Annotated in this window: 2 protein-coding genes; both read right to left on the reverse strand. The window is 50.2% G+C overall.

Going from position 1 to position 26,841, the window contains the following annotated elements; genetic code table 11:
• Positions 1-3: 3 nt before the first annotated feature.
• Positions 4-16,302, reverse strand: coding sequence for an amino acid adenylation domain-containing protein (locus ACWJJ4_RS15500; RefSeq protein ID WP_454021792.1), 16,299 nt, complete (start codon positions 16,300-16,302; stop codon positions 4-6).
• Positions 16,292-26,833 (reverse strand): SDR family NAD(P)-dependent oxidoreductase, encoded by a 10,542-nt coding sequence (locus ACWJJ4_RS15505; RefSeq protein ID WP_454021793.1) that lies wholly within the window; start codon positions 26,831-26,833, stop codon positions 16,292-16,294. Before ACWJJ4_RS15505 ends, ACWJJ4_RS15500 begins: the two co-directional genes overlap by 11 nt.
• Between the last annotated feature and the right edge of the window lie 8 nt (positions 26,834-26,841).

The following is a 26,841-nucleotide window of genomic DNA, read 5'->3' on the forward strand; positions in this document are numbered from 1 at the left end:
TCCTTAACTCAATTGTTGTACATGTCTTGTTACTTTAGGCTGATAGCTTCGCAGTTTTTGCATCGCCGAGCCGTGATGTTCAGGGTATACTTCTATCATTTCTTCCGGTTTTTCCTCCGGCTCTTCCGCCTGTTTCATCATAACGAACTGATTCAATGGGCCGCCGAGCAATCGTTCAAGCGCCGCCATTGCTTCGGGCGCTTCAATTGATCCGACTCCCGCCTGTTTCATCCGTTCTTGATATTCGGCAGATGATACGATTCCGACACTGCCCCAATAGCTCCAATTCATCACTGCCGCCGAATACGGCCGGACTTGAGCCAAATGAGCGGCAAAGGCATCTTTGAAACTGCACCCGGCAGCATAATTGCTTTGTCCGGCCGCTCGTGCAAATGATTGAACAGATGAGAAGAACAAAGCAAAGTCCAGCGGCTCATTTTGGAACACGCGGGCCATATTCACGCTGACATTGACTTTTGCAGCGAGCACGCTTTTCAAACGGCTTTCCGGCATATTCGCCAGGCTCTGATCCTCTAAAACAATTGCGGAATGGATGATTCCGTTAATTTGCGGGTGCGTGCGTTTGATCGTTTCATACGCCCGTGTGAGCTCATCCGGATTTGCCGCGTCAGCTTCAATATAAATCGGCGCCGGCCCGAATTGGCTGAGTCTGTCGATTTTTTCCTGGATGGCGCTGTTATGTTTTCGTCTGCCGATCCAAACGACTCGCGCCTGATACGTTTTCACGGCATATTCGCTCCACGCCTCGCCGATGCCCCCCGCGCCGCCGATGACGACATAAACGCCGCCTTTTTGGTAAGCGGGCCGGCTTGACACCGGCTGCTGTACAGGAATAAGGCGCTGTTTGTACCAGTGATTGTTCCGGTACGCCCAAGTGTTGCCTTGCTCATCAAACGGCGCTGAGAACAGCTCCGCCTTTGAAACATCTTCCGGACATCCGGCATCAATCAGCCGTGTTTGCCAGTTCGGATACTCTTTTGCGAGCGAACCGATCAAACCGTGAATGCCTGCATGAGCCGGATCAATGATGTCCGCCGGCTGTACGGACTGTGTTTTTATTGTGACTGCAGTCAAGCTGATTCGCTTGCCTCCGTATCCTAAAGCAAGCATCGCCTTAATCACTCTGTACATCTGGATGACGCCCGCATCTTGAGCTTTCACCATGTCATCATCGCTGTGAAAAGGAGCGATCCATACGATATGCCCGAAAGACCCTCTTGCTTTCAGTTCAGCCGCAACAGCCTCTATTTCATCCTCCGGGTTGATATGAAGCCGTTTCGCAGAAGGATGATGCAATTGAAAAGCCGCGCTTTCCTCATCCCCTGCGATAAAGACAACCTCTTCCGTCTTATATGCCGGGCTTTGGTCACGGAATTCCGCAAGATCCCATACCGGAGCCAGAAGGTTTGCTCCATTTAATGATGTTTCCGGCGCCGGGCCTTCCATCATTCTGGAAGAAATCCCTTTAATCCTGATACAGACCCGGCCTGTCTCATCGCATAAGTCAATGTCCAGCCGCTGTATTTTTTCATCCGTTCCCCGGGAGCTGACATACGCCCACATGCTTGTCGTGCACGGGCTGAAAATGTCCAGTTCCTCAAGGGCGAACGGCAGTGACAGCTGGTTATCATCTGCATGCAGCTTCAGTCCGATTGTCGCTTGCAGAGCTGAATCAAGCATACACGGGTGAAGAACGTATTGATCTGCCGTTTCTTCGAGGAAGGAAGGCAGACGGAGCTCAGCTAATGCTTGATTGCTTCCGATATGAATGTGCTGAATTCCTTGTTGTCCGGGACCGTAGTCAATGCCGATTTTGCTGAATAAGCCGTAACACTGTTCAGAAGTCAGTATACTGAGGCCGCATTGAGCTTTCAGTGCGCCTATATCACGGTGCGGAGCCTCCCCGGCGCCGAGAATGCCGGCAGCCCCCTGACAGTGTATCTGCCTGCCGCTTGCTTCTGTTTGTGAATCCGTGTAAATGTCATACACGATTTCACCGTTTCCCCTCGGAATCAGGCTGATTTGTGCTTCAATCGGGCGGTTTCCCGCTTCGATCGGCCGAACCCAAACGATGTTTTTCAGACGGATGACAGACGGAACTTTCTTTTGCCCTTTGACTGCCTGAGCAACCGCCGCCCTGGCCATTTCCAAGTAGGCGACGCCCGGCATGACCGGCTTGCCTTTAATAAGATGATCGGTGAAAATCGTCTCTTGTCCCGTAAATTCGGATCGGTACCGCTGCTCTGTTAAATCCGATACATTTTCGTGAAGCAGCGGGTGCAGCACCCGCGCCGTCGGCACAGCTTGCGGTTTTTCTGCTTTCGGCCGGTTGTCCGTGATCCAGTACCGCTCTTTCGCAAACGGGTAAGCAGGAAGACTCATCCGTTGGGGCTTGATATCAGAATATAAGCCGTCCCATTTGATATCCGCGCCCTGCACCCATAATTCCGCAAGCTTGCCATTCTCTCGGCGGCTTATCAGCTCTTCGATATCCGCTTCGCCGTTTGCGCCTGCCAGAATGGATTTCAGCGGGATTTTACCCGCTTTTCCTTTATAAATGCCCGCTATGTCATAACGTCCTTTCGCACAGCTTTTTAGCTTGTCCCGCAGTTCTTCAGCCGTGGAAGCGATGATGGCCGCTCTTTCTTCCATCGCATCACGTCCCTGCTGAAGCGTGTAAGCAACATCGGCAAGATCAGCATCCGTAAAAGAAGCTTGCGCCAGCTGCTGCGCTTGTTCCTGCAGACGTTCTTCTTCTTTGGCCGACAGCACAAAGATTTGAGGGTGTGTGAAAACAGCTGTTTTTCTTTCTTCCCTCGGGATATATTCTTCAATGACGACATGGGCGTTTACGCCGCCGATGCCGAAAGAACTGATTCCCGCACGGCGCGGCAGATGATTGCCGTTTTCGTCTTTCAATGCCGTCCATTCTCTTTTTTCCTGTACGATGTAAAACGGACTGTCTTTCAGCTTGATATACGGGTTGATGACCTCGCTGTGGAGGCTTTTTGCAAGTGTTTTATGCTTCATCTGCATCAGCACTTTGATCACACCCGCGACACCGGCTGCCAGTGACAGGTGGCCGATATTGGTTTTAGCCGATCCCAGACCGCAGTGACTCGCGTAAACGGAGGAATCGCCTGTTTTTTCGTACAGCTTTTGAAAGGCGGATTTCAGGCCGTTGATTTCGACCGGATCGCCAAGCTCCGTTCCGGTTCCGTGCGCTTCTATATAAGTGACGGTTCTCGGATCAATGCCTGCTTTGTCATAAGCCGTTCTGACGACTTCCGCCTGGGCTTTCGGGTTCGGTGTCGTCAAGGAGTTCGCGCGTCCGCCGTGGTTGACCGCGCTGCCTTTAATGACGCCGTAAATATGATCGCCCGCTTTTTCCGCTTCTGACAGCTTTTTCAAAAACAGAATTCCGGCACCTTCACTGACGGCAAATCCGTCCGCCCTGTCGGAGAACGTTTTGCATTTCCCTTCTTTGCTCAGCGCACCCGCTTTGTCATAAGCGATGTGGCCTTGCGGTGTGACGACGGTATTCACGCCGCCGGCGATCGCCATCTCGCAGTTCCCGTTTTCAATGGCGCATACGGCGTGATGAATCGCGACCAGCGAGCTGGAACAAGCCGTGTCGATCGGTTCACTCGGCCCGTGCAGATTGAGCATATAGCTGACGCGGTTCGGCCCTGCTGACGGACTCATATTTGCGGCTGACGCACCGCCGATATCCAGGTCGGAAAACAGTGAGCCGTATCCGGTATTCCCCGTGCCGATATACAGGCCTGTTTTCGTGCCGGAAAGGCTTTTAGCGGAATATCCCGCATCTTCTATCGCCTTCCACGCATACATCATTAACAAGCGCTGCTGGGGATCCATCTGTTCGGCTTCCAGCGGTGAAATTCCGAAGAACAGCGGATCAAATTCCGCAACTCCGTCAATAAACCCGCCCCACTTTACATTTGTTTTGTTGGCTTCGTTAAGCGGGTCACCGTAATACTCCCGCCAGTCCCAGCGATCCGCCGGCACCTCTGTTATACAATCTTTTCCCTCTTCTAAATTGCGCCAATACTCATCAATATTTGCGGCCTTCGGAAACACTCCGCTCATGCCGACAATGGCGATCGGTTCCGGTTTATGTTCAGCCGCAGTCTGAACAGGCTGTACGGCAGTTTTTGCAAATCGTTTGTTCCCTGCCAGTCTGATGCCGCCATCATCTGTTACGCCGCTTTGTTTTTCTTCTTTCGGCTGTGTGCTGCCTGCAAATTGTGTTTGATAGTCTTCTGCTAAATGATGCGCCAAGGCTTGAATCGTCGCATATTCAAAAAATATGGTCGGTGTGAGATCAAGCTGATAAGTGTCATTCAGCTTGTTGGCGAATTCCGTCAGCGTAATGGAATCAAATCCGTATTGATTGAACTCCAATTCGATATCGATTTCTTCAATGTTTATTTTCAGAAGCCCGGAAACTTCTTTTGCCAGCAGTTCCTGAAGTTTGGCCGTCAGGTCTTTCGGCGCAGGCGTTTCCTCCGTTTTCTTAACCGGTGCAAAAGCGGCTGCGGGAGTCTTTTGAAGCAGTTTTTCCCGCATTACGGCGCGGTTTCCTTCCATGACGAGCACGCTTGTTTTCCCCGTGCTCCATGCTTTGTAAAGAGCTTCTATTCCGGTTTCAGTGCGCATCGGTGTTACGCCGGTTCTTTTTTCGGTGAGCTTCGCCATTTCTTCATTGACTTGCATTCCGCCGTCTTTCCAAAGCGGCCAATTGATTGACAATGTGTGACCGTGGCGGTACATTGCCGTAACCAGCGCGTTGCGGTATGCCGCATAGCTGTCCATAAATGCGTTTGCCGCCGCATAATCCGCCTGTCCCGCATTCCCGGTGACACCGGAAATGGATGAGAAAACGATGAAAAAGTCCAGCGCTAAATGCTCGGTTGCTTCATCAAGGTTGACAAATCCGTCCGTTTTAGGAGCCAATACACTGTAAAACTCTTCGGTTGTTTTCTTTGCGATATATTGATCTTTCATCACACCCGCGCTATGAATGATGCCGTGAAGGCCGCCATATTCCGTTTCAATTGTTTTGACCAGGTCTGCCGCAGTTAGAGCGTTTGTTACGTCAGCCTGTTTGTACTCCGCTTTTGCTCCGAGTGATTCAAGCGATTGCAGCTGCATCCTTTGATTCTCGCTTAATGCGGAACGGCCTGTCAAAACCAGTGTCGGCTCTTTGACTTTCCGGGCAATTTCTTTCGCGAAAATAAATCCTAAGCCCCCGGCTCCTCCGGTAATGAGATAAATGCCTCCGTCGTTCCACGGAATGCGTACTTTGCCGCCGGACACGGCCGTTTCTTTGACATCTGCGCTGTATCGGATGCCGTTTTCATATTTGATATGGCTGTCATCAGCCCTTGTTTTATTTTCTCTGATGATGTCTGTGATTCTGCCGTTTTCCGCCGGTTCTATTTCAATCAGCTGGGTTTTCAGTTTTTTATGTTCCAGGCCGGCTGTTTTTAACAGAGCTGAAATCCCTGAGAGCAACTGATGCTTATCTGTTTTAGAGAGAACCGTCTGGATAAGGACGTCTCCTTCCGTCTCTTCCTTCAGCAGTTTTTGCAGCGTCTCCAATATCCGTCCTGTATAATCACGGAAGCGCGCCGCCGCTTTCCCGTGCGGGGAGGTCATTTCAATACATTCAGCTCCCGCGGCTTCAACCGCTTGTTTTAGTCCGGCGTCTGTGTCACAAAGCATTACGATATGCCGGGCAAAAACCGGTTCCGTTTGAGCAGCAGTTTCATCGCTTCGGGTCCATACCGGCTCAAGCATGAGCGTTTCCGGAGCTTTTTCTTTTTTCTCAGGTTCTTTTTCAGCCGTTCTGAATGACAAACCTTTCAGCCTTACGCACACCTTGCCGTTTTCATCACAAATATCAAGATCGCGTTTTTCAATCTGGCCGGCTTTGTGGTCTTCAGAAAGTCTGGCATATACCCACATCTCGGCAGCGCATGCGCTGAATACTTCGAGCTCCTGAACCGCAAACGGAAGCATCAGTTGTTCATCATTTGTTCCGGTTAATATGCTTGATGCCTGCAATGCAGAGTCCATTAAGCCCGGATGCATGACATACTCCTGTACCGTGTCCGCACAAGCCGCGTCAAGAGACAGTCTGCCCAATACGAAATCATCACCTGTATAAATCGCTTTGACTCCCCGGAAAGCCGGGCCGTAATCAAAACCGATTTTGCGGTACATATCGTACACTTCATCTGCAGAAAACGGTGTCTCGGCGGATTGTGATCTCAGTTTTTGGAGATCAATGACCGGAGCCTTTGCGTCAGGGCGGACTGATACTGCCCCTTGGCTGTAAACGGACGGCTGATCTGTTTCCCGGCCGCAGTAAATGTCGAATTGAACGTTATTTGCCGTTTCGGGAATGAGACGGATGTTGACATGAACCGGCTCGTCTTCAATGGTAATCGGCCGCACCCAAACCGTATTCTTAAGCTTGACGCTTCCTTGTCCGGCCGGAACTTCAGATGCCTGTTCCATTGCTGCGCGCGCCATTTCAAGATGTGCCACACCCGGTAAAATCGGCACGCCTTTTACAACATGATCCGCAAGGTAAAATTCTTCTCCTGTATAGATTGAGCTGAACCGCTGTTCTGCAAGGTTTGAAGTATTTCTGTGCAGAAGCGGATGAAGCGCGTCTTGTTTTCCGGAAGATACTGTGCTTGTTTTTTTGTGTTTTCCGGTGTGTTTCGCCGCCCAATAGCGGTCTTTTGCAAAAGGATACGACGGCAGGCTCATGCGTTTAGGCGGCCGGTCTCCATACAGCTTCGCCCAATCGACGTTCAGCCCTTTGACCCATAATTCAAGCAGCTTCGCGTATTTGCCGCGTGCCATCCATTTTTCAACGGCTTCTTGAATTTCTTCATCTTCCGTCAGCATTTGCAGCGTGCCTTTGTCTATTCTTCCTCTGTACAAATCCGCATGCTTATCTCCAGTGATAAACTGTGACAGTTTTTCCTGCAGTTCTTCTGCGGATCCGGCAATAACCGCCAGGCGTTCTTCCATGGCGTCCCTTCCGATTTGGAGAGTATATGCCATAGAAACGAGGCTGGAATGATCGTACCGTTTTTCAGTAAGCGCACGTTTCAGCTGTTTTGCCTGCTCTTTCAGGCGTTTTTCATTTTTGGCGGACAGAACGAAAAGACATGGGTCGATATGAGAATCATCTGCTTCCTCTCTGTCTTCTGGGATGTATTCTTCGATGACGACGTGGGCATTTACGCCTCCGATGCCGAATGAGCTGATGCCCGCGCGGCGCGGCTGTTCGTTTCCGCGTTCGTCTGTCTGCGTCTTCCATCCCATCGTCTCCCGCACCAGGTAAAACGGACTGTCTTCAAGCTGAATATACGGATTTACCGTCTCACAGTGGAGACTTTTGACTAATGTCCGATGCTTCATCTGCAGCAAAATTTTAATAATGCCCGCTGCTCCCGCGGCAAGGGATAAATGGCCGATATTCGTTTTGACCGACCCTAAGCCGCAATAGCCGGCCGCTTTCTCTTTTCCGTCTGCAAACGAGCTGAACGCTTGTTTCAGGCCGTTAATTTCAACGGGATCCCCCAGTTCTGTTCCGGTGCCGTGCGCTTCGATATAAGAGACTGTTTTCGGATCAATGCCCGCTTTTTTGTATGCGGCTTTAATGACTTCCGCCTGTTGTTTCGGGTTAGGCGTTGTTAAAGATGCCGCACGGCCGCCGTGATTCACCGCGCTTCCTTTAATGACGCCGTAAATATGGTCCCCATCCGCCTCAGCGGCTTTCAGCTTTTTGAGGAAAAAGAGCCCGGCTCCTTCACCATGGGCAAAACCGTCAGCCTGATCGGAGAACGTTTTGCATCTTCCTTCTTTACTCAGCGCGCCCGCTTTGTCAAAGCTGATATACACATCCGGAAGAACAATCGTATTGATTCCTCCCGCCAAAGCCATGTCGCACGTCCCTTCTTCAATTGAAGAAACGGCATGGTGTATGGCAACGAGCGAGCTTGAGCAGGCGGTATCAATCGGCTCGCTCGGCCCATGCAGATTGAGCGTATAGCTGACACGGTTCGGTCCGACAGACGGACTTGTATTCGCCGCGGATGACCCTTCAATCGCCGCATCGGCATTGGCTAAAAGAGAACCGTAGCCGGTGTTTCCGGTCCCGATAAACACACCTGTCTTTGTGCCTGAGAGACTCTTTGACGCATATCCGGCATCTTCAATCGCTTTCCACGCATACGTCAGCAAGAGGCGCTGCTGAGGGTCCATTTGCTCCGCTTCCCGCGGTGAAATCCCGAAAAACAACGGATCAAATTCAGCAATTCCGTCAATAAACCCGCCTTGGTTGACGTTTGTTTTATTGGCTTCTTTTGCGGGATCCCCGTAATAGTCCCGCCAGTCCCAGCGGTCTTTCGGAATCTCGGTCATGCAGTCTTTGCCTTCTTTCAGGTTCTGCCAGAAAGCTTCAATGTCTTCTGCCATCGGGAAAATCCCGCTGATGCCTACGATTGCGATCGGTTCCGGCCCTTGGTCCCGCTGCACTGTCTGCGGAAGTGTCTCAGGCAGAGTGCGGCGTCGCTTAACGGCCGGGCGCCTGATTTGAGTCTCTTTTACCGGTCTTGCCGATTGAACCGTTTTTGTATTTACCGCAAACCGTCCGGCAAATTCCTCTTCGTATTCACTGATTAAATGAACGGCAAATTCATGGATTGTCGGATGATCAAAGAAAATCGTCGGCGTTAACGTAAGCCGGTACGTTTTGTTTAACTGGTTCGTAAACTCAGTCATCGAGATAGAATCCAGCCCGTATTTTGTCATTTCTTCATGAGGATCAATTTTGTCAATGTTTACTTTTAACAGTGAGGCCGTCTGCTGTTTTAACAGATGCTTCACTTTTTCAAGCAGGCTGTCAGCATCAATATCATGACGTACGCCGGTCTCTGCTTCCGGATGATCATTCTCTTTGCGGAACAGTTTTGCTTTCATGTTTTTCACATCTCCTTCAAGAACCGTCATCCGGGCTGTCCCGCTCATCAAGCCTTGATATAAAGCCTTGATGCCGGCATCTGTGCCGAGCGGTGCGATTCCCGCCTCCTGCATCAGCATATCTTCCGTCTGCTTTCCTGCCTGCATTCCGCCTTCTTTCCATAACGGCCAGCTGACAGAAAGCGTCTTTCCGTATCTTTGTCCTGCGGCTTGTAAAGAACGGCGGTACTCGGCATACATCTCCATAAAGACATTTGCAGACGCATAATCAGCCTGGCCGACGCTTCCAAGCACACCTGATAAGGATGAGAAGACAATAAAGACATCTAATTTCTCATGTTGTGACGCTTCATCAAGATACACAAGGCCCTTCACTTTCGGAGCGAGAACGTGTTGGAATTCCTCTGCCGTCTTCTTCACCATGTAGTTGTCTTTTATAATGCCGGCACTGTGAACAATCCCGTCCAGCTTGCCGTGCCGTTTACGGATATTGCGGATCAATCGGTATACTTCTGCTTCGTCCGTGACATCGGTCTGCTCGTAGAAAACAGAAGAGCCGGCAGCACGTACTGTTTCCAGCATGTCTTTCTGCTTTTCTCCGAGAGCGGACCGGCCGGTTAGTATGATGACGGCGGCTTTTGTACGGTTTGCGATCTCTTTTGCAAAAATCAGACCTAAACCTCCGGCACCTCCTGTAATGAGATAAACGCCTTCGTCTTTCCACGGAATGTCCGGCTCCGCTTGAGAAATATCCATCTCTTCCCAATCAGCGGCAAAGCGCTTGCCGTTTTCATATTTCACATGGACGCTTTCGGCATGCATACGGTTTTCCGCCGCTTTTTCCGCGATGCCTTCAGCACTTTCTTTCTCCTCGGCTTCGATCATTTGACAGATCAGCTTGGAATGTTCAAGGCATGCGGTTTTGAAGAGGCCGGTAATGCCTGAGAACACCTGCTGTAAGCCTGCTGACCGCGTAACAGCCTGAAAAAGCACGCGGCCCTTCGGCTTGCTTTTCATTATGGTTTTGATATGGTCAAACAGCTGACCCGCATAAGAATGATACCGCTCTGCAATAGATGCGGGACGATCGTCCAAGATAATGACGCTTGCATGTTCAAGCTTTGCTTCGACAGCTTGTTTAACGGCTTCATCGTACTCACAAAGGAAAATGATATGCTGTTCATACGAAGGCGCATGATCGGCCGGTTCCGGCTGCTCTTTCCAGACCGGTTCAGCGAACAATGTGTCCGTACGGCTGACCGAAACGCCGGCACCCGCGTTTTCTTCCATGATTCGCGTTGAGAAACCTCTCATCCGCACACAAAGCCCGCCGTTATTGTCATATAAATCAATATCTGCTTTTTGGATAGGATCGCCGGCTTTATTGTTCGCGCTGAATGTGACGTGCACCCACATATCATCAGCGCACGGATTCAGAACGTCCAGCTCCTCTAAAGCAAACGGCAATGCGGCTTTGAATGGTTCCCCGCTTTCTGCCAGCAGCGCTCTCGTCACGTTTTGTAAATATTCGGCGGCCTGAAGCGCACCGTCCATCATACTCGGATGAAGGATATAATCAGCTTTCGTATGGGAGACGGATTCAGGAAGCTTCAATTTAGCAAGCAGCCGGTCTTCGCCTTTGTATACAAGCTGGACACCTTTGTAGCCCGGCCCGTAATCAGCTCCGATCATTCCTTTGTAAAACGCTTGAGATTCGATTGTTCCCTGTGTGCACCGGCGCTTCAACTGCTCAATATCCGCCGCTTCCTCCGGTTCCTTCCGGATGATTTCAGCGATGCCCTGATTATAAAGAGGAGCTTCTTCACCGATAGAATCGTTACCGCCGTACATTCTGTATTGAATCTGTCCGTCCTCTTCTTCATAAAGTCCGATATGGACACGGACAGCGTCCTGATCGGCTATCACCGGGCGTACCCATACGATATTCTTTAAGCGCAGGCCGAGAGAATCCTCTGTTGCCCCGCCGATGCTTTTCTCCGCCGCGGCCCGTGCCATCTCAAGGGTAACGGCAGCCGGCACGATCGCCATTCCTTTAATGATATGCTCGGCAATAAAATACTCTTTTCCCGTGAATTCCGAACTGAACCGCTGCTCCTGCAAGACGGATGTATTCTGATGTACCAGCGGATGCAAAAACTTCGCATCTGTTTGCTTCACAGTTTCTTCCGGCCAGAAGCGCTCCTCTGCGAACGGGTAGGTCGGCGCACTGATTCTTCGCGGCGCGGAATCCTGATACAATAAGCCCCAATCAACACGCGCTCCTTCAATCCAGAGCGCCGCAAATGCTTTCAGCTTTTCATCATGTGTCTGACATGCCGCAAGCTCTTCCATCTCCTGAGCCGACACTTCTCTGCTTCTCACTTTTTCGCCCCGTAAGATGTTTTGGTCATTGCCGTTGATAAAATCCTGCAGCTGACGCTTCAAATCGTGATGATCATGACTGATAAAAACGGCTCTCTCTTCCATCGCTTCACGTCCGGTCTGATACGTAAATGCCAGATCATGCAAGGAAACATCGTTTTCGGCTTCATCCAGAAAGCCGGATAAACAAGATGCATAGGCAGTAAGACGCTGCTTATTTCTCGCTGACAGCGGAACGATATAAGGCGGCTGTCCGTCATTTAATCCGCTGATCGTTTTGTTTTCATACTGTTCAAAAATGGCGTGTGCGTTTGTTCCTCCGAGTCCGAATGAGCTTAACGCTGCCCGGTGCGGCGTCTCTCTCTCCGGAAGCGGTTTTCTCTTATCCGCCACATAAAACGGCGAACCGCTGAATTTGATATTCGGATTCGGTGACGTGTAATTAATGGTAGGTGCCAGCTCCCGATGATATAAACTCATGGCGACTTTGATGCACCCGGCCAGACCTGCTGCTGTATCCAAATGTCCGATATTCGTTTTTACGGAGCCGATTCCGCAATACTGCTCCCGGTCCGTGTAACGTTTATACACTTGCTGCAGCGCGGACATTTCAATCGGATCACCCAATGTCGTTCCTGTGCCGTGCGCTTCGATATAGGAAATCGTCTCCGGGTGAATATTCGTGCTGTCTAAAACATGCTGGATGACGTCAGTCTGACCTTTTACACTCGGTGCGTAAAAACCGACTTTATCCGCTCCGTCATTGTTCAGACCGATGCCTCTGAGCATGGCGTATATGTGATCTCCGTCCTGAACGGCTTGCGACGCCTTTTTCAGAAGAATGACGGCAGCTCCTTCTCCGCCCGCCATACCGTCGGCTGAAGCGTCAAATGCCTTGACATGCCCGTCGCTTGAAAAATTCAATCCGTTTTGGTGCACATAGCCGATGCTTGTCGCTGCATGCAGCGTTGCTCCGCCGACGAGCGCGTATTCCGATTCCCCGCTCGTGATGCTTTTATAGGCTGAATAAAGACCGACTAATGATGATGAGCAATTGGAATGAACGAAATAGCTTGGCCCTTTTAATCCGAGCTTATGGGAAACCATCGTCGGAATCGTGCCGCTCTGCGCTAACACCCATGACACATAGCCGTCGGGAGATTCATGGCCTTCTGTCGTTTTTTCCGGTAAAAGCGACCGATACGAATTATTGCTTGCCGACATATATACGCTTGTCTTCGGAATCTCTTTGGATACATATCCCGCGTCCTCGACGGCTTTCCAAGAATGTAGCAGCAGAAGCCGAAGCTGAGGATCCATAAATTCTGCGTCTTTCGGAGAAATGTGAAAGAACTCAGGGTCAAAGAGATCTTTTCCTTCTATCGTCGATAATGCCGGCACATAGTCGGGATTTTCGATCAAATCTTCAGGCACGCCGGCTTCCCGAAGTTCTTCTTCCGAGTAGAACCGGACGCTTTCCTTTCCTTCTCTTAACTGCTTCCAAAACTCATGATGATTTTTCGCGCCGGGGAACTGGCAGGAAATTCCCACAATCGCCACACTGTCGTCAAAGTAAGACGGCACCCCGTTTTGCGGTGTTTGTTCTCTTTCTCTTTCATCTTGGCCTGGTGCCTCTGATTCAGCCGTCTGTTTAGTTTCAACAATAAATCGGCTGATCGCCTGAATGGTAGAGTGTTCGAATAAATCCGTGACGGTAAAATCGCATTCCAGCTCCTGTTTAATGCGTTCTGCCGCCGCAACAGCCAAAAGCGAGTCGCCTCCCACATCGAAAAAGCCGTCTTCGGTTTTGATGCCCGCCGTATTCAGCAGGTCTTCCCATATTGCGGTCACTTTCGCTTCCGCTTCTGATAACGGCAGTCTGCCCGTCTTTTCAGACCGGTGAACAATTACCTTGCGCTGTTTTAGGTCTTTGCGGTTCACTTTTCCGCTCGGTGTTAACGGCAGCGCATCCAGACGGATAAAATGAGCAGGCGCCATATAATCCGGCAGACTCGATAAAAGATGGTTGCGGAGCGCTTTTTCATCAGCCGTATGACCGGAGCGGGCCGTATAATAAGCAATCAGCTTTTTATGTCCGTTCTTTTCCTGAACAACAACCGCCTGATCAAGAATGTCCGGATGTTCGTTCAATTTCGTTTCAATCGCTCCCAATTCGATGCGGAAGCCGCGAATTTTCACCTGACTGTCAATCCGGCCGGCATATTCTATATTTCCGTCAGGCAGCCATCTGGCCAAATCACCTGTCTTATAAAGCTTTTCTCCTTCACTAAACGGATTATCAATAAATGATGCCGCCGTCAGCTCAGGCTGATTGTAATAGCCTCTGGCCAGACCGGCGCCGGCCACGCAAAGCTCGCCGGCCACACCGTCAGGGACGGGGCTGAGCTTTTCATCGACGATATAAAGCCGCGTATTGTGAATCGGTTTCCCGATCGGCGTATTCCTGCTTGTGATTTCCTTTTGGCCGCAGCTGTAGTAAGCGGCATAAATAGATGTTTCCGTCGGGCCGTATATGTTTTCAATTCTGGCATGTTTGAAGATGGAAACGGCCTTTTTGACTAAATCTTTCGGAAATGCCTCACCGGCCACCATCACATATTTCACAGGGCCGTCTTCTGTAAATGCCGTATGCCGCTTTACCGTTTCCAGAAATACATTAAACACGGCGGGAGCAAAATTCAGATGCGTGACCTGGTGGGTTTGGATGTATTCCATGCAAAGCTGCGGGTTTTTTTCTGCACCAGGCGGCAAAATGACAAGCCGTCCGTTTCCGATAAACCAGCCGAATAATTCAGAAATCGAAACGTCAAATACGTAATTCGTTTTTAACAAATAGGCATCCTCTTGTGCGACCGGATACTCAGCTTCCAAAAACTGCAGCGTATTCATGATGGCCCTGTGCTCAACCATGACGCCTTTCGGTTTTCCCGTGCTTCCGGACGTATATAGAATATAAGCGAGATGATGCGGTTTTGAACGCGGCGTCAGTTTTGCCCCGCTGACAGAACGTCCGCTCTTTTCAATTTCCACCGTGCTCACACCGCCGACGGCCAACTGTTCAATCATGCCGCGCGTATTTGCTTGCGTTAATACGATTGAAACGCCGCTGTCAGTCAACACGTGCGCCATCCGTTCGTTTGGAAAAGCCGGGTCCAGCGGCACATACGCGCCTCCCGCTTTTAAAATGGCGAGGATGCCGATGACCATCTCAAAAGAACGCTCCGTACAAATGCCGACCGGGCATTCCGGTGTGACGCCCTTTTCTTGCAGGTACACGGCGAGCGCCGTGCTTCGTTCATCTAATTCGCGATATGTAAGACTGCTTTCACCGAATGTGACGGCTTCTCTGTCAGGGTGGCGTCCGGCTTTTTCCGCAAACACTTCATGAATGCAGCGCTCATTCGGCTGATGAGATCGGCTTGCTTCACGTTTTTGATTGAGCAGGCCGGAACAGGCTTCAAAAGTGATCTCCGGATCAGAAAGCACCTTTTTTGCCAGTTTCATATAATGCTCCGCCATCCGTTCGATGAAAGAAGGGCTGTAGACATCCGGGTTGTACAGAAATTGCAGGACGGTTCCCGTTTCTTTTTTATAGACTTCAAGCGCAAGCTCAAATTCGCCTTCCTGATGAATGTCTTCTATCATTTCAATGCCGAGTGATTGATATAGTTCCGCCAGCTTTTCCGCTCCTTCTGTCCGGAAGAAGTTTTGATAGAAAAACGCGGTTTGAAAAACAGGCGAAACCGCAGGCGAGCGTTCCGTCTTCAATTCTTTGACAAGCGCGGGAAACGGATACGCGGCATGGTCCAGCCCTTCTGCCAGTGTCAGCTGCAGCTCCTTCAAAAACGCCGTAAAGGATTTGGCGCCCGTCGCCCTGCTTCTGACCGCGATCATATTAATAAAGTATCCGATGACAGACTCAAATTGAGCCTCAGAGCGCCCCATCGTCGGCATGCCGACGATGACATCTTCCTGATTCGTATATTGATAGAGCAGCCCTTTGAAAATAGCGAGATACACAACGGATTCATTGACATTATGTTTTTGGGCGCACACTTTAATCTGCCGGTTCAGTTCATCAGGAAGCAAGCGCTGATACGCCTGCCCTTTGCAAGTTTGAACCGATGATCTCGGATAATCCGACGGAAGCTCAAGCACCGGCAGCGGTCCTTCCAGCTGCTTTTTCCAATAAGAGAGATGCGTTTTTCCCGCTTCGCTTTCCAGCAGCTCTTTTTCCCATTTCACAAAGTCATGATAATCTGCGGCCTGCTGAACCATGACAGGTTCTTTGCCTTCACTTGCTTTTACATAAGCGTCCAGCAGCGCCGACATAAACGTCATAAGAGAGACGCCGTCAAAAATAATATGGTGAATGGTGATTAACACAATCGGCTCCCGCTTCGCCCGCCGGAATACATGAACACGCAGGAGCGGCCCGGTTTCAAGCGCGAACGGTTCTTTTGCTTTTTCTTTAATAAACGAAAGAGCGTCACGCCCGCTTAATTCAGAAAGATCCATTTCTTCAATCGGAAAATGCCGATCCGTATCTTCTATCTGATACGGAAGGCCGTTTTCCTCTTTTATCACACTGGTCAAAATAGGGTGCTGGCGCTGCACGGACAAAAGGGCGTTTTTGAATGTCTCGATATCCAGCTTTTGAAAACGAAAGCATAACGGAATGTTATATGCGCTCATCTCCGGAAACATTTTCTGAAGCATCCACAAACCTTTCTGGCCTTCAGAAAGCGGACGTTTTGCAGTTGTCCGCTTGAAAGCCTGAAGCTTTTGTTCTACTTCAGCGATGGTGAGCGTTCCTGATCTGTAGGCATCGAGAAGTTCTTTATGATTCATAGGTCTTACTCCCTTCTATGATGTCTTGCACTCTTTTAAAATCTAATGTCCCCTCAGAGACCTGTTTCATCATGGCGATGATCTCCTGATCCGTGTACTCCTTGTTATCCGGAGCGGCGGCTTTTGTTTCAGTTTCTTCCGTTCGGTAAAACGTTTTGATCGTTTCTTTGTGTTCTGTCAGGTAATAGCTGATGACGTCTCCGAGCGTGGCATAGCTGTAAAATAAAGCCGGAGTGACTTCAATGCCGTAATGACTCGACAAAAGAGCGGCAAATTTGGCTAAATAGATGGAATCAAATCCGAATTCCGCCCAGTTTTTATGCAGGACGAGTTTATCTTTAGATATTTTCAGCAGACTGTGTATCAGCTCTTTCAAATCCGCTTCGAGCCGTTTTTCCGTGCTTTCTTCCGGGATGCGGCGGCTCACGGTTTCCAAAAGCGCATCCGGTTTTGATGAATCGTCCCGCCGTATGCCTAAAAATCGTTCGGCGCGGCTTCTTTTGCCGGCAATGACAAGGCACTGGGTGTTGTCTTGAGAAATGATGCGCTCAAACAGCTCAATGCCTTCATCTGTTTCTAACAGGCGCTGTCCGCTTGATTGCAGGTACATGCCCGTCGTCTCTTCACCGCCGACGGCCATTCCGCCGTTTTTCCAGACCGGCCAGTTTATGACAAAAGCGTTTCCGCTTTCGGATTGTTCGTTTTTATAGCGGGCATACGCCATTTGGAACCTGTTCGCGACCGCGTAATCACAGCAGCCGAAATCTCCTAAAACAGCAGATGTGGATGAAAAGTAGCAGATGAAATCAGGCGTTTCGTTTTTCAGCCACTCGTCAAGAAGCAGGCTCCCGTTTATTTTCGGTTCAAGCGTACTGCGGAAATTCCCGATTTCATTTTCAAAGACGGATGTTCTGCTTTCGATGCCCGCCGCATGAATGACGCCGTGAATAGCTCCGAATCGTTCTTTCGCGCGCTTGATGCAGTCGCCCATTCCGATCGGATCACAAACATCGGCTTCGGCGTAAAGAACACCCGCGCCGAGATTTTCCAGGTCTTTCATTTTTTCTTTCTTTTCTTCATTGATCGGCGACCGCCCCGTGAGAATGACATTTGCCTGGTAGTTCCGGGCGAGATGGCGGGCAAATAAGTAGCCGAGCCCTCCTAATCCGCCTGTAATGAGATATGTTCCGCCGGTTCTGATCCTGCCGTTTTCTTTCGTTAGTCCGGTTGGTTCGGTGTGATAGACATATCGTTTTCCCTCTTCCAAGAAAACGGTATGGTCTGTTTCAGCTTTCAGCTCGTCCCAAATGGTTCTCATCCAGTCCGTTATGGGCGCGCCGGCTTTTCTGAAGTGGCCGGTAACACTTGTTTTCGGAAGAACAATGCCGAGCGAACGCTCAAAGCCGATCCATGATTCCAAGTAGCACCTTTCCAGACCGGATGCATATTCCCCCGCCAATAACAGCCTTTCCGGCTGCAGACCGGTCTCAGCCATTGCTTTGAGAATATGGACAATACATGAATAATCTTCGATGCAGCTTTTATCTTCAAGCGCCCATAAATACAAAATGGCAGAAGCTTCACCGTACTCTTTTTGAATATCCGCAAAAGCGTTCACATATGATTGCGGATCTTCCCGCACCACTTGGCAGCGGCCGGCGGACAAGGCCTCATACCGGTCTCCCTGAGCGATAAAAATAACGTCAATGTCACTGTCATACGATTTGATCACAGAGACGGCTTCCTGCTGCTTCTTCTGATCAGTTAAGAAAGAAATCACCGTTTTGACTTGCTTTTCTCCGGCAGCCGGCAGAGCCTGTTCTTTAAGAACTTCTCTAAAAGCCATTACTTCAAACTGCTCCGCCGGATCACTTTCATCAGCCGGCGCGTTAACGGGCGCGGCCTTGCTTTGTACAGGCTGCTGATGCCAGAAGCGTTCTTTCGCAAACGGATAAGCAGGCAGGCTGATGCGGACCGGAGGACGGTCTCCGTATAATTTCGCCCAATTGATGTCCAATCCTTTTACCCAAAGCTCAAGCAGCTTAGAATATTTCCGTTTGCTGATCCAAGCGTCTATGATGGTTTCCATGTCATCATCGGCCGCAAATACGGCAAGCATCCGTTTGTTTTCTTCCCTGCCGTCACGGTGCAGTCCGGCGCTGTTTTGTCCGGCGATAAATCCGTTCAGTTTTTCCTCAAGTTCATGAAGTGAATGGACGATAAAGCCGAGACGCTCTTCCATCGGCACCCGGCCAGTCTGGAGAGTAAAGGCTATGCTCATAAGATCGCGGCCGCTGTATCTTTTTTCACGGATGGCGTCTCTGAGCTGTTTTGCTTTTTCAGTGAGCCGTTCGCTGTTTTTCGCGGACAGGACGATGATGGCGGGCTGATCTGCCGGCGTCTCATCAGGCACTTTGTCTGGCGTATATTCTTCTATAATGAGGTGGGCGTTTGCTCCTCCCGCGCCGAAGCTGCTTAACCCCGCCCTTCTCGGAAGCTCTTTGCCGCCGATGACGGGACGTTTCCACTCACCGAGCTCCTGCTGAACGGCAAACGGCGTATACGCGAAATCAATATTTGGATTCAGCTGTTCCGCGTGCAGGGACGGCGCAATTTGGCGGTCTTTGAGCTGGAATAATATTTTTGTCAGACCCGCAATGCCCGCGGCGCTTTCGCAATGACCGATATTTGATTTTGCGGAGCCGATGGGGCAAAACTGTTTGTCTGTTGTATCCTCTTCAAATGCTTTCGTTAATCCGGCGATTTCAATCGGATCTCCTAATGCGGTCCCCGTACCGTGGGCTTCAATATAACTGACGGTGCGCGCCGGGACGTTTGCCCTTTGGAAAGCTTCTTTTATTAAGGCGGCCTGCGCATTCGGATTCGGAACGGTGTATCCGTTCGTTTTGCCTCCGCTGTTAATGGTGCTTCCTTTAATCACACCGTAAATGTGATCGTTATCGGCGATCGCTTGCTCCAACGGCTTTAATACGACAGCGCCCACCCCTTCTCCGTCGACAAAGCCGTCCGCGCGGTCGCCGAACGATTTGCACGTGTCGCTTGCGGAAAGCATGTTCATGACTGACAGATTCATATAATGGATCGGGTCGGTCACTATGTTTACGCCACCGGCAATTGCGCATTCGCTTGAACCGCTGTATATGCTCTCAAGCGCCAGATGAATGGCTGTCAAAGAAGAGGAGCAGGCTGTATCAACGGCAATGCTCGGCCCTTGAAAATCAAAAAGGTAAGATACCCTGTTGGCAATGGACCAGTAGCCGTAGCCTGTCGGGTAGTTTTTGTTCATCGCGCCGGCAAAAACACCGATTTTTCTGCTTTGGCACAGGTTGTCAGGCGTATAGCCGGCATCCTCGATACTCGCATACGCCGTTTCTAAAAATAATCGCTCCTGCGGGTCCATTCGCTCCGCTTCCAAAGGAGAAATCTGAAAGAACAGCGGATCAAACTTGTCCATATCCTCAATGAAGCCGCCCCATTTCGTATAAATAGAGCCTTCTTTACCTTTCTCTTCATCGTAGTAATCCTGCCAGTTCCAGCGTTCCCGGGGAATTTCTTCTATGCAGTTTTTTCCTTTTTTAATATTATCCCAAAGCTCAGCCGCTGTTTTTGCCTGCGGGTAGCGTCCTGAAACACCGATGATGGCCACGTCGCGAACCGAACTTTGCCGGACGGGCTCTTTGGCTGCCCGCTTTTCCCTCCGCCGCCAGTCAGTGCGAAGCGGCTTAGCCGGCTGTACAGCCTGCGGTTCTGGTGATGCCTTCCGTTCTTCCTGAACAGGCGTTTGTCCCGTCAGTTTGATCATCGCGTCTTTTTTCGTTTTGATTAAGTGAGCGACGAGCGCCTCGATCGTCTGATATTCAAAAAATAAAGTGCTGCTGACTTGGTCCAATACATTTCGTAACGCGTTTGTCAGCTGTACGACGACGATAGAATCAATTCCGTATTTTTCAAGCGGCGCTTTCGGATCAATTTGAGCCGGCGGAATTTTTAATGTTTCTCCGATTAACGTTTTCAAGTACTCGGTGCTTTTCTCTGTTAAAGACGTGTCGCCTTTTTGCACCGTTGTTTGCGCCTGAAGTTCCGGCGTATATGCTGCTTTTGGCGGAGCGGTCCGTTTTCCGGCCCCTGATGTAAGCGTTTTTTGGCGAACAACGCCGTTGCTTTTTGCCGCTATAATCTGATGGCTTAATTCATGTGCCGCTTCTGCCGGGAAGAAGACAGAATGCCAGCCTTCACTTTCTAACACGCGCTTCCAGCTTTCCGGATACAAGCCCGGGCACCCCGGAATACGAAGGGCGGAATCTTCATGCAGCCACCAGCCTTCAAGCAGTCCGAAAGTAATATGCGGGAACAGGCTGTTTCCCGCCATTTCATTTAAGAGCAGCAAACCGTTGTCTTTTAAAACGGCTTTGGCGTTTCTCAGCGTCTGGCGGATGTCTTTCGTCGCGTGGAGCACATTGGCGGCAACGACGATGTCGTATGCGCCCGGCTCTATGTCCTGGCCGGCAAGCGGCGCTTCTGCGTTAAAAAGCTTATACGTCAGATAAGGATTCCGTTTGCCGTATTCCGTCTCCGCATGCACGAGAAAAGCTTTCGATACATCGGTGTAACAGTATTCTTTTATATAGTTTTGATACGGCCTAAGCTTTTCAAATATGCCTGCGCTTGTGCCGCCTGTGCCCGCTCCGATTTCCAGTATGCGGATCTCGGCTTTTGAATGTTTGCTGATGTTTTCTTTCACATAAGCCGTTAATGTATCTGACAGAGCGCTGTTAAAGTAATCCGCGACTTGATTGTGCTTATAAATTCCTTCAACAAGTTCCATTGAAGAGTGCGGGAACATGATGTCAGTCGCCGGCACGTCTTCGCGCAGAATGTCCGGCAGTGCTTTAAGCATCGTCTCGGCTAAAACAGTCATCGCTTTTGTATCGGCGTTATTGAGCCATTCCTCTTTTTCCTGCTCCCATTTTTGCCATAGCGAGGCGGTTGTGTCTTCGGCTCGCGCCGACAATTTATATGAATCCGCATTCCCTTCCAGATAACCATGTTCCAGAAGGAAAGCGATCGTTTGATTGAGCCATTTTTTAAAGTATTCGTGTTCGGGCTCATACGCTTTAAGGCTTTGCGGCGTCAGCAAGTCTGCTTCTTTAAGCTGGGCGATCAAAAGCTGATACAGAAAATCATCGAGCTTCTGATGTTCAGCTTCTCTTACAAGACGTGCACCGGGCGGAGCAGCCTTCAGCTGTTGTGAAGAGACAAGCGGCTGAGACGGATAAACGGAAATTTTTTCTGTTTCACTCATCCCTTCGACCGCGACCGGTTTTGTCGTATGAATGAAAGCCGCTTGATCAACCGGCAGCGTCATAAGGGTTTCAAGCGCCTCCATCGCAGCGTCCGGTTCGATCAATCCCAATCCGATCTGATCCATCAGCTGAATAAAATCTCCGTCTTCAGCCGCTTCGCTGTTGCCCCAATAGCCCCAATTCATGACTTTGACCGGACAATTCCACGTCTGATCAAGTTCTTTCGCAAATGCGTCACTGAAAGCGCATCCTGCGGCATAGTGGCTTTGTTTCACGTTATGGATAAATGCCACAAGCGAGGAGAAGAAGAGCGCAAAGTCAAGCGGCTCCCGTCCAAATACCTCCGCCATGGACACACTGACATCGGCTTTTGCCCGCAGCACCGATTTGAACTCTTCTGTCTTCATATTATTTAAGCTTTGCTCAGACAGATCCATTGCCGAGTGGATGATTCCGTTCATTTTTGTGTGACGCTCTTTTATAAACTGATAAGCCCGCTCTAAGGAAGCACTGTCAGCGGCATCGGCGGAAACATATTCAGGCGCCGGGCCGAATGCGCTTAGCCGGTCGAGTTTCGCCTGTATGGAATCATTCAGTGTGCTTCTTCCGATCCAAATGATATGTGCTTTGTAGCGGCGGATCATGTATTCACTCCATGCCTCGCCAAGATATCCGGCGCCTCCGATCACGGCATAAACCCCGCCTGTTTGGTACAGCGTGCCGTTTTTCGGCATATTGTCAAGCGGTATCAGCTGCCGCTCAAACAGCTGCTGATTGCGGTACGCCCAAATTTGACCGTTTTTTCCGGCAGAAAGACTGAGCGCCTCTTTGACCGGCCAGCTGCCGTCCGTTTCCGTGTCAATCATGCGGATATTCCAATGCGGATATTCTTTCGCCATTGTTCCGGCAAGTCCGCTGACTGCGGCCTGTGACGGGGCGGCGCTGTCTTGATCGGAAAACGGCTGGGCATTTGCTGTGACGATGCACCAGTCCAAATGTTTTTCTCCGTACCCCAAGGCAAGTAATGCTTTCATCAGCTTGAACACATGAAGAACGTTTCTTTCCTGTTCCTTGAGGCTGCAAGCACTCTCAGCCTGCGGAGCAAGCCAAATGATTTGCTCCAGTTCTTTTTGTCCTTCAAGCATGTGCGTAAGAGATGTGATATCATCCGTACCTCTGATCGGATAATAGGAAGCGTTCGGCAGATGTTCTTTTATGCGCGTATGCGTTCTGTCAGTTTCACCGAAAACCGCAGTCTGCTTTTCCGCTATTTTTGCTTTCTTCGTTTTTTCAAGTGCAACGGGCTCCCATGCCGGAATCAGCATCGTATGGCCGACAGGCGCTTCCGGGGTTTCTCCGCCCGCTGTTTGGCCTGTGTCAAGCGCCCGGACGGACGCGCCTTTCATCCGAACATAAACCGTACCGGCATCATCGCACATATCAATGTCAAATTTTCTTACGTTGTCATCTGCTTTGCTGCCTTCTGTGTACCGGATATATGACCAGATATGTTCAGGACACGGCCCGAACACTTCCACTTCCTGCATCGCAAACGGCAGAGAAAGCTCGTGGCTGTCTGCATCGTCATGTATTGAGCGGACAAGCAGACCGACGGAGGCGTGAAAAGCGGCGTCCATCATACTCGGGTGAAGCGTATACTGTTCTTTATTGTCATGTACGGCAGCCGGGAGTGAAATACGGGCCAATAATCGGTCTTCTCCAATCAGCAATTGCTGTACGCCTCTGTATGCCTCTCCGTAATCCAGACCGATCTTCTCAAAAGCACCGTAACATTCTTCCGCAGTCACGGTCCCTGAATTGCAGGAAGCTTTGACAGACTCGATATCAATCTGGGCGCTTCCCGGTTCGGTAATGACCGCTTCACCCTGGCTGTGAATAACCGGATCTTCACCGTTTTCTGCCTCACTGTATATTTCATAGGTAATCTCACCATTATCTTCTGGGTAAAGGGCAATATGTATTTCCTTCGGTTTGTCTTCAATCATGACCGGCCGGACCCAAACAACCTGCCTGAGTGTGACGCTATGGTCTTTTTCCGTCACGGCAGCAGCCTTTTTAACCGCCTCTCTGGCCATTTCCAAATAGGCGACGCCCGGCAGTATTTTTTGTCCGTTGACGACATGGTCAGATAGGAAAAATTCATCTCCAGTAAAAAGAGACGTGAAGCGCTGCTGCGAAAAATCTGACGTGTTTTCTTGTAAAAGCGGATGCAGCACTGTGCCTGACGGGCTTTTCTCCTGTTTTTTCTGCTGCGGAATCCAATAGCGTTCTTTTGCAAACGGATACGTCGGAACGCTTGTTTTACGCGGTTTACCCGAAGCGTACAGCCTATTCCAATCTATTATTTTCCCTTCTGCCCATAACTCGGCAAGCCGTATCGGATCATCCGTCTCAGGAGCGGTTTCGCTCAGTTCCGGCAGCTCGGCTTGTCCGCGCCAAAGACCGGGGATGTTTTCGTTTCCTTTTACGAAATCATTCAGCTTTTCTTTCAAGTCGCGGGTGTCATTTACAAGGAAGACAGCTCTCTCCTCCATTGCTTCACGTCCTGTCTGAAGTGTATAAGCCAGTTCAGACAGCACCGTCTTTTCTGAAAGCGATCGGGCTAATTTTTCCGCATAGGCCAGAAGCCTGTCTTTATTTCTTGCTGACAGCGGGATGAGTTTTGCTGCATCGTTCTCAGGTGCAGGCGCTTTTTGTTCAGGCTGAATGTATTCTTCTAAAATGATATGGGCGTTCGAACCTGATGCACCGAAGGAACTGAGTCCGGCCCGGCGCGGATAATGTGTGACTTTTCCGTTTTCTTCGGCTGCCGGCTGCTTCCACGAAGCAGTCTGCTGCTGTACGTAAAAAGGAGATCCCTCAAATTTCAGGTAAGGATTTAATTCCGCAGAATGCAGTGATTTGACAAGCGTTTTGTGATGAAGCTGCAGCGCCGCTTTTGTTAACCCGCTGATTCCCGCCGCTGATTCTGCGTGACCGATATTTGATTTGACCGAACCGATGGAACAAAATTGCTGATCCTGCGTCCCTTGGCTGAACGCTTTTGACAGACCTTCAATTTCAATCGGGTCTCCTAACGAAGTACCCGTGCCATGGGCTTCCACATAACTGACGGTCCGCGGGCTGATACCTGCTTTTTTCAGACAGGCCTTAATGACTTCTGCCTGTGCAGCAGGACTCGGGACGGTAATTCCGCTTACTTTCCCGACGTGGTTAACGGCGCTTCCTTTAATGACCGCGTAAATGCGGTCGCCGTCTTGTTCGGCTTTTTCCAGCGGCTTGAGCAAGACCGCACCGACTCCTTCTCCGGAAACGTAGCCGTCCCCGCCCTCGCCGAATGTACGGCAGCGGCCGTCACTTGAGTGCATGCCTACGCTTCCGTAGCTGAGATATTTCGCCGGGTGCAGCGACAAGTTCACCCCTCCCGCAAGCGCGGCTTCACATTCGCCGCGGCGGATGCTTTCAATGGCCAGATGGACGGCGGTCAATGATGAGGAACAAACAGTATCCACCGCGATGCTCGGCCCGTGAAAGTCACAATAATAGGACACTCTGTTGGCGATCTGCGCATAATTCAGTGAAACCGGAAAAGGATCAGCTTCAGATAATTGTTCTGCGCCGATTAAGGAATAATCTTTATGCATCACCCCTGCAAATACGCCGATCGGATGCGGTTTCTCCCCTTTATTCCCCAGCGTTTCAGGCGTATACCCCGCATCTTCAATCGTTTCCCAGCATGTTTCTAAAAACAGGCGCTCCTGCGGATCCATCGTTTCCGCCTCACGCGGTGAGATTCTGAAAAACTGCGGATCGAAACAGTCGGCATCGTCAATGAAACCGCCCCATTTTGATACTGTTTTTCCAGACGGGGACGTTACGTTTTGATATGTTTTCCAATCCCATCGGGACTTCGGAACTTCAGTGATGCAATCCGTGCCCGCCTTAAGGTTTTCCCAAAACTCCGCCACACTTTTCGCTTTCGGATAGCGGCCGGCCATTCCGATAATCGCGATGTCTCCGGTGTTTTTATGAAGTTCTGGCGCGTCCGGCGCTTCAGCTTCAGACCGTGATGATTCGGCTGCACGTTCCTCCGCATATTCAAATGAACCAGTCTTTTTCAGAAAGGCTGCGAGTTCTTTTATATTTGTATATTCAAAGAGAAGAGTGGGCGCGAGGTCCGCACCCGTCTTTTTACTGATATCCTGTACAATCTCAAGCAAAGAAGATGAATCCAGCCCAAGCTCGTAGTAGCCTGCAAGAACGTCCAGCGTCTCCCAAGGCTGCCCAAGCTTATCAGCCAAAAGCTTCTTTAAAAACAGAATGATGTCTTTTTCACCTGCGCTTTCCGGCTCAGTTGCAGCCTGTTGATTCTGTTCGGCTGTATTCGCGTCTTCTTCGAGCCGAACCGCTTTTCCCGTAATGTTTTTAAGCTCCGCCACCTTTTGTCCGGATCGGCTGAAGTACTCGATCGTCATCGTTGTGAGTTCTTTTTCCTGACGGACGCCGGAAGCGGCGATACGCGCCGTGCATTCTGATTGAAGCCTGTCAGCGGCCGTGAACGATTCATAATATAAAGGCAGGTGAAGCCGGTTTGTTTCTGAAAGCAAACCGCTCCCCCCGATCCCGCTCGCATCCAAAAGGGCCGGATGGAATAAAAAGAAATCTTTTCCTTCTTCGCAAGAAAGCTCAGCCAGCATGCCGCCTTCTGTTTCGTACAATCGTCCGTTCGATTTCATCATACCGGAATGAACCAAGTCATGATCCAGACAGCGGTTATACATGTCATCAAGATTCAGAGACCTGGCTGACTGCTTCACATCGCCGAAATCAATGGTTTCGTCAAATGTGACAGCGTCTCTTTTCACCATTTCAGCCGTCGCATATTGTATATTGTCTGACAGCTCGTCACCTTGCTGTTTCTGCCCTGAAAGGGAGATGAGCCACTTTCCATCTCCGCTATCAGAACATTGAATGGTCAGAATGATTGCAGCCGTTTCACTGACGGTTAAAGGCTGATAAATCGTAACATGCTTCAATTCGAGCTCATTGTATACATAACCGTGTTCCTGAAAAACCTGATAAATCAAATCGATATAAGCAAGACCGGGCAATACCACTTCACCAAAGACCATATGGCCCTTCATGATGGGATGATCCAGTGAGATATTGATTTTTTCCGATATCATTCCTTCCC

Source organism: Bacillus sp. JK62 (genome assembly GCF_053663455.1).

Bases quoted from the DNA above. Each gene is read 5' to 3' on its own strand.
- ACWJJ4_RS15500 (WP_454021792.1), bottom strand. From the start codon at position 16,302: ATGAATCATAAAGAACTTCTCGATGCCTACAGATCAGGAACGCTCACC.
- ACWJJ4_RS15505 (WP_454021793.1), bottom strand. From the start codon at position 26,833: ATGATATCGGAAAAAATCAATATCTCACTGGATCATCCCATCATGAAG.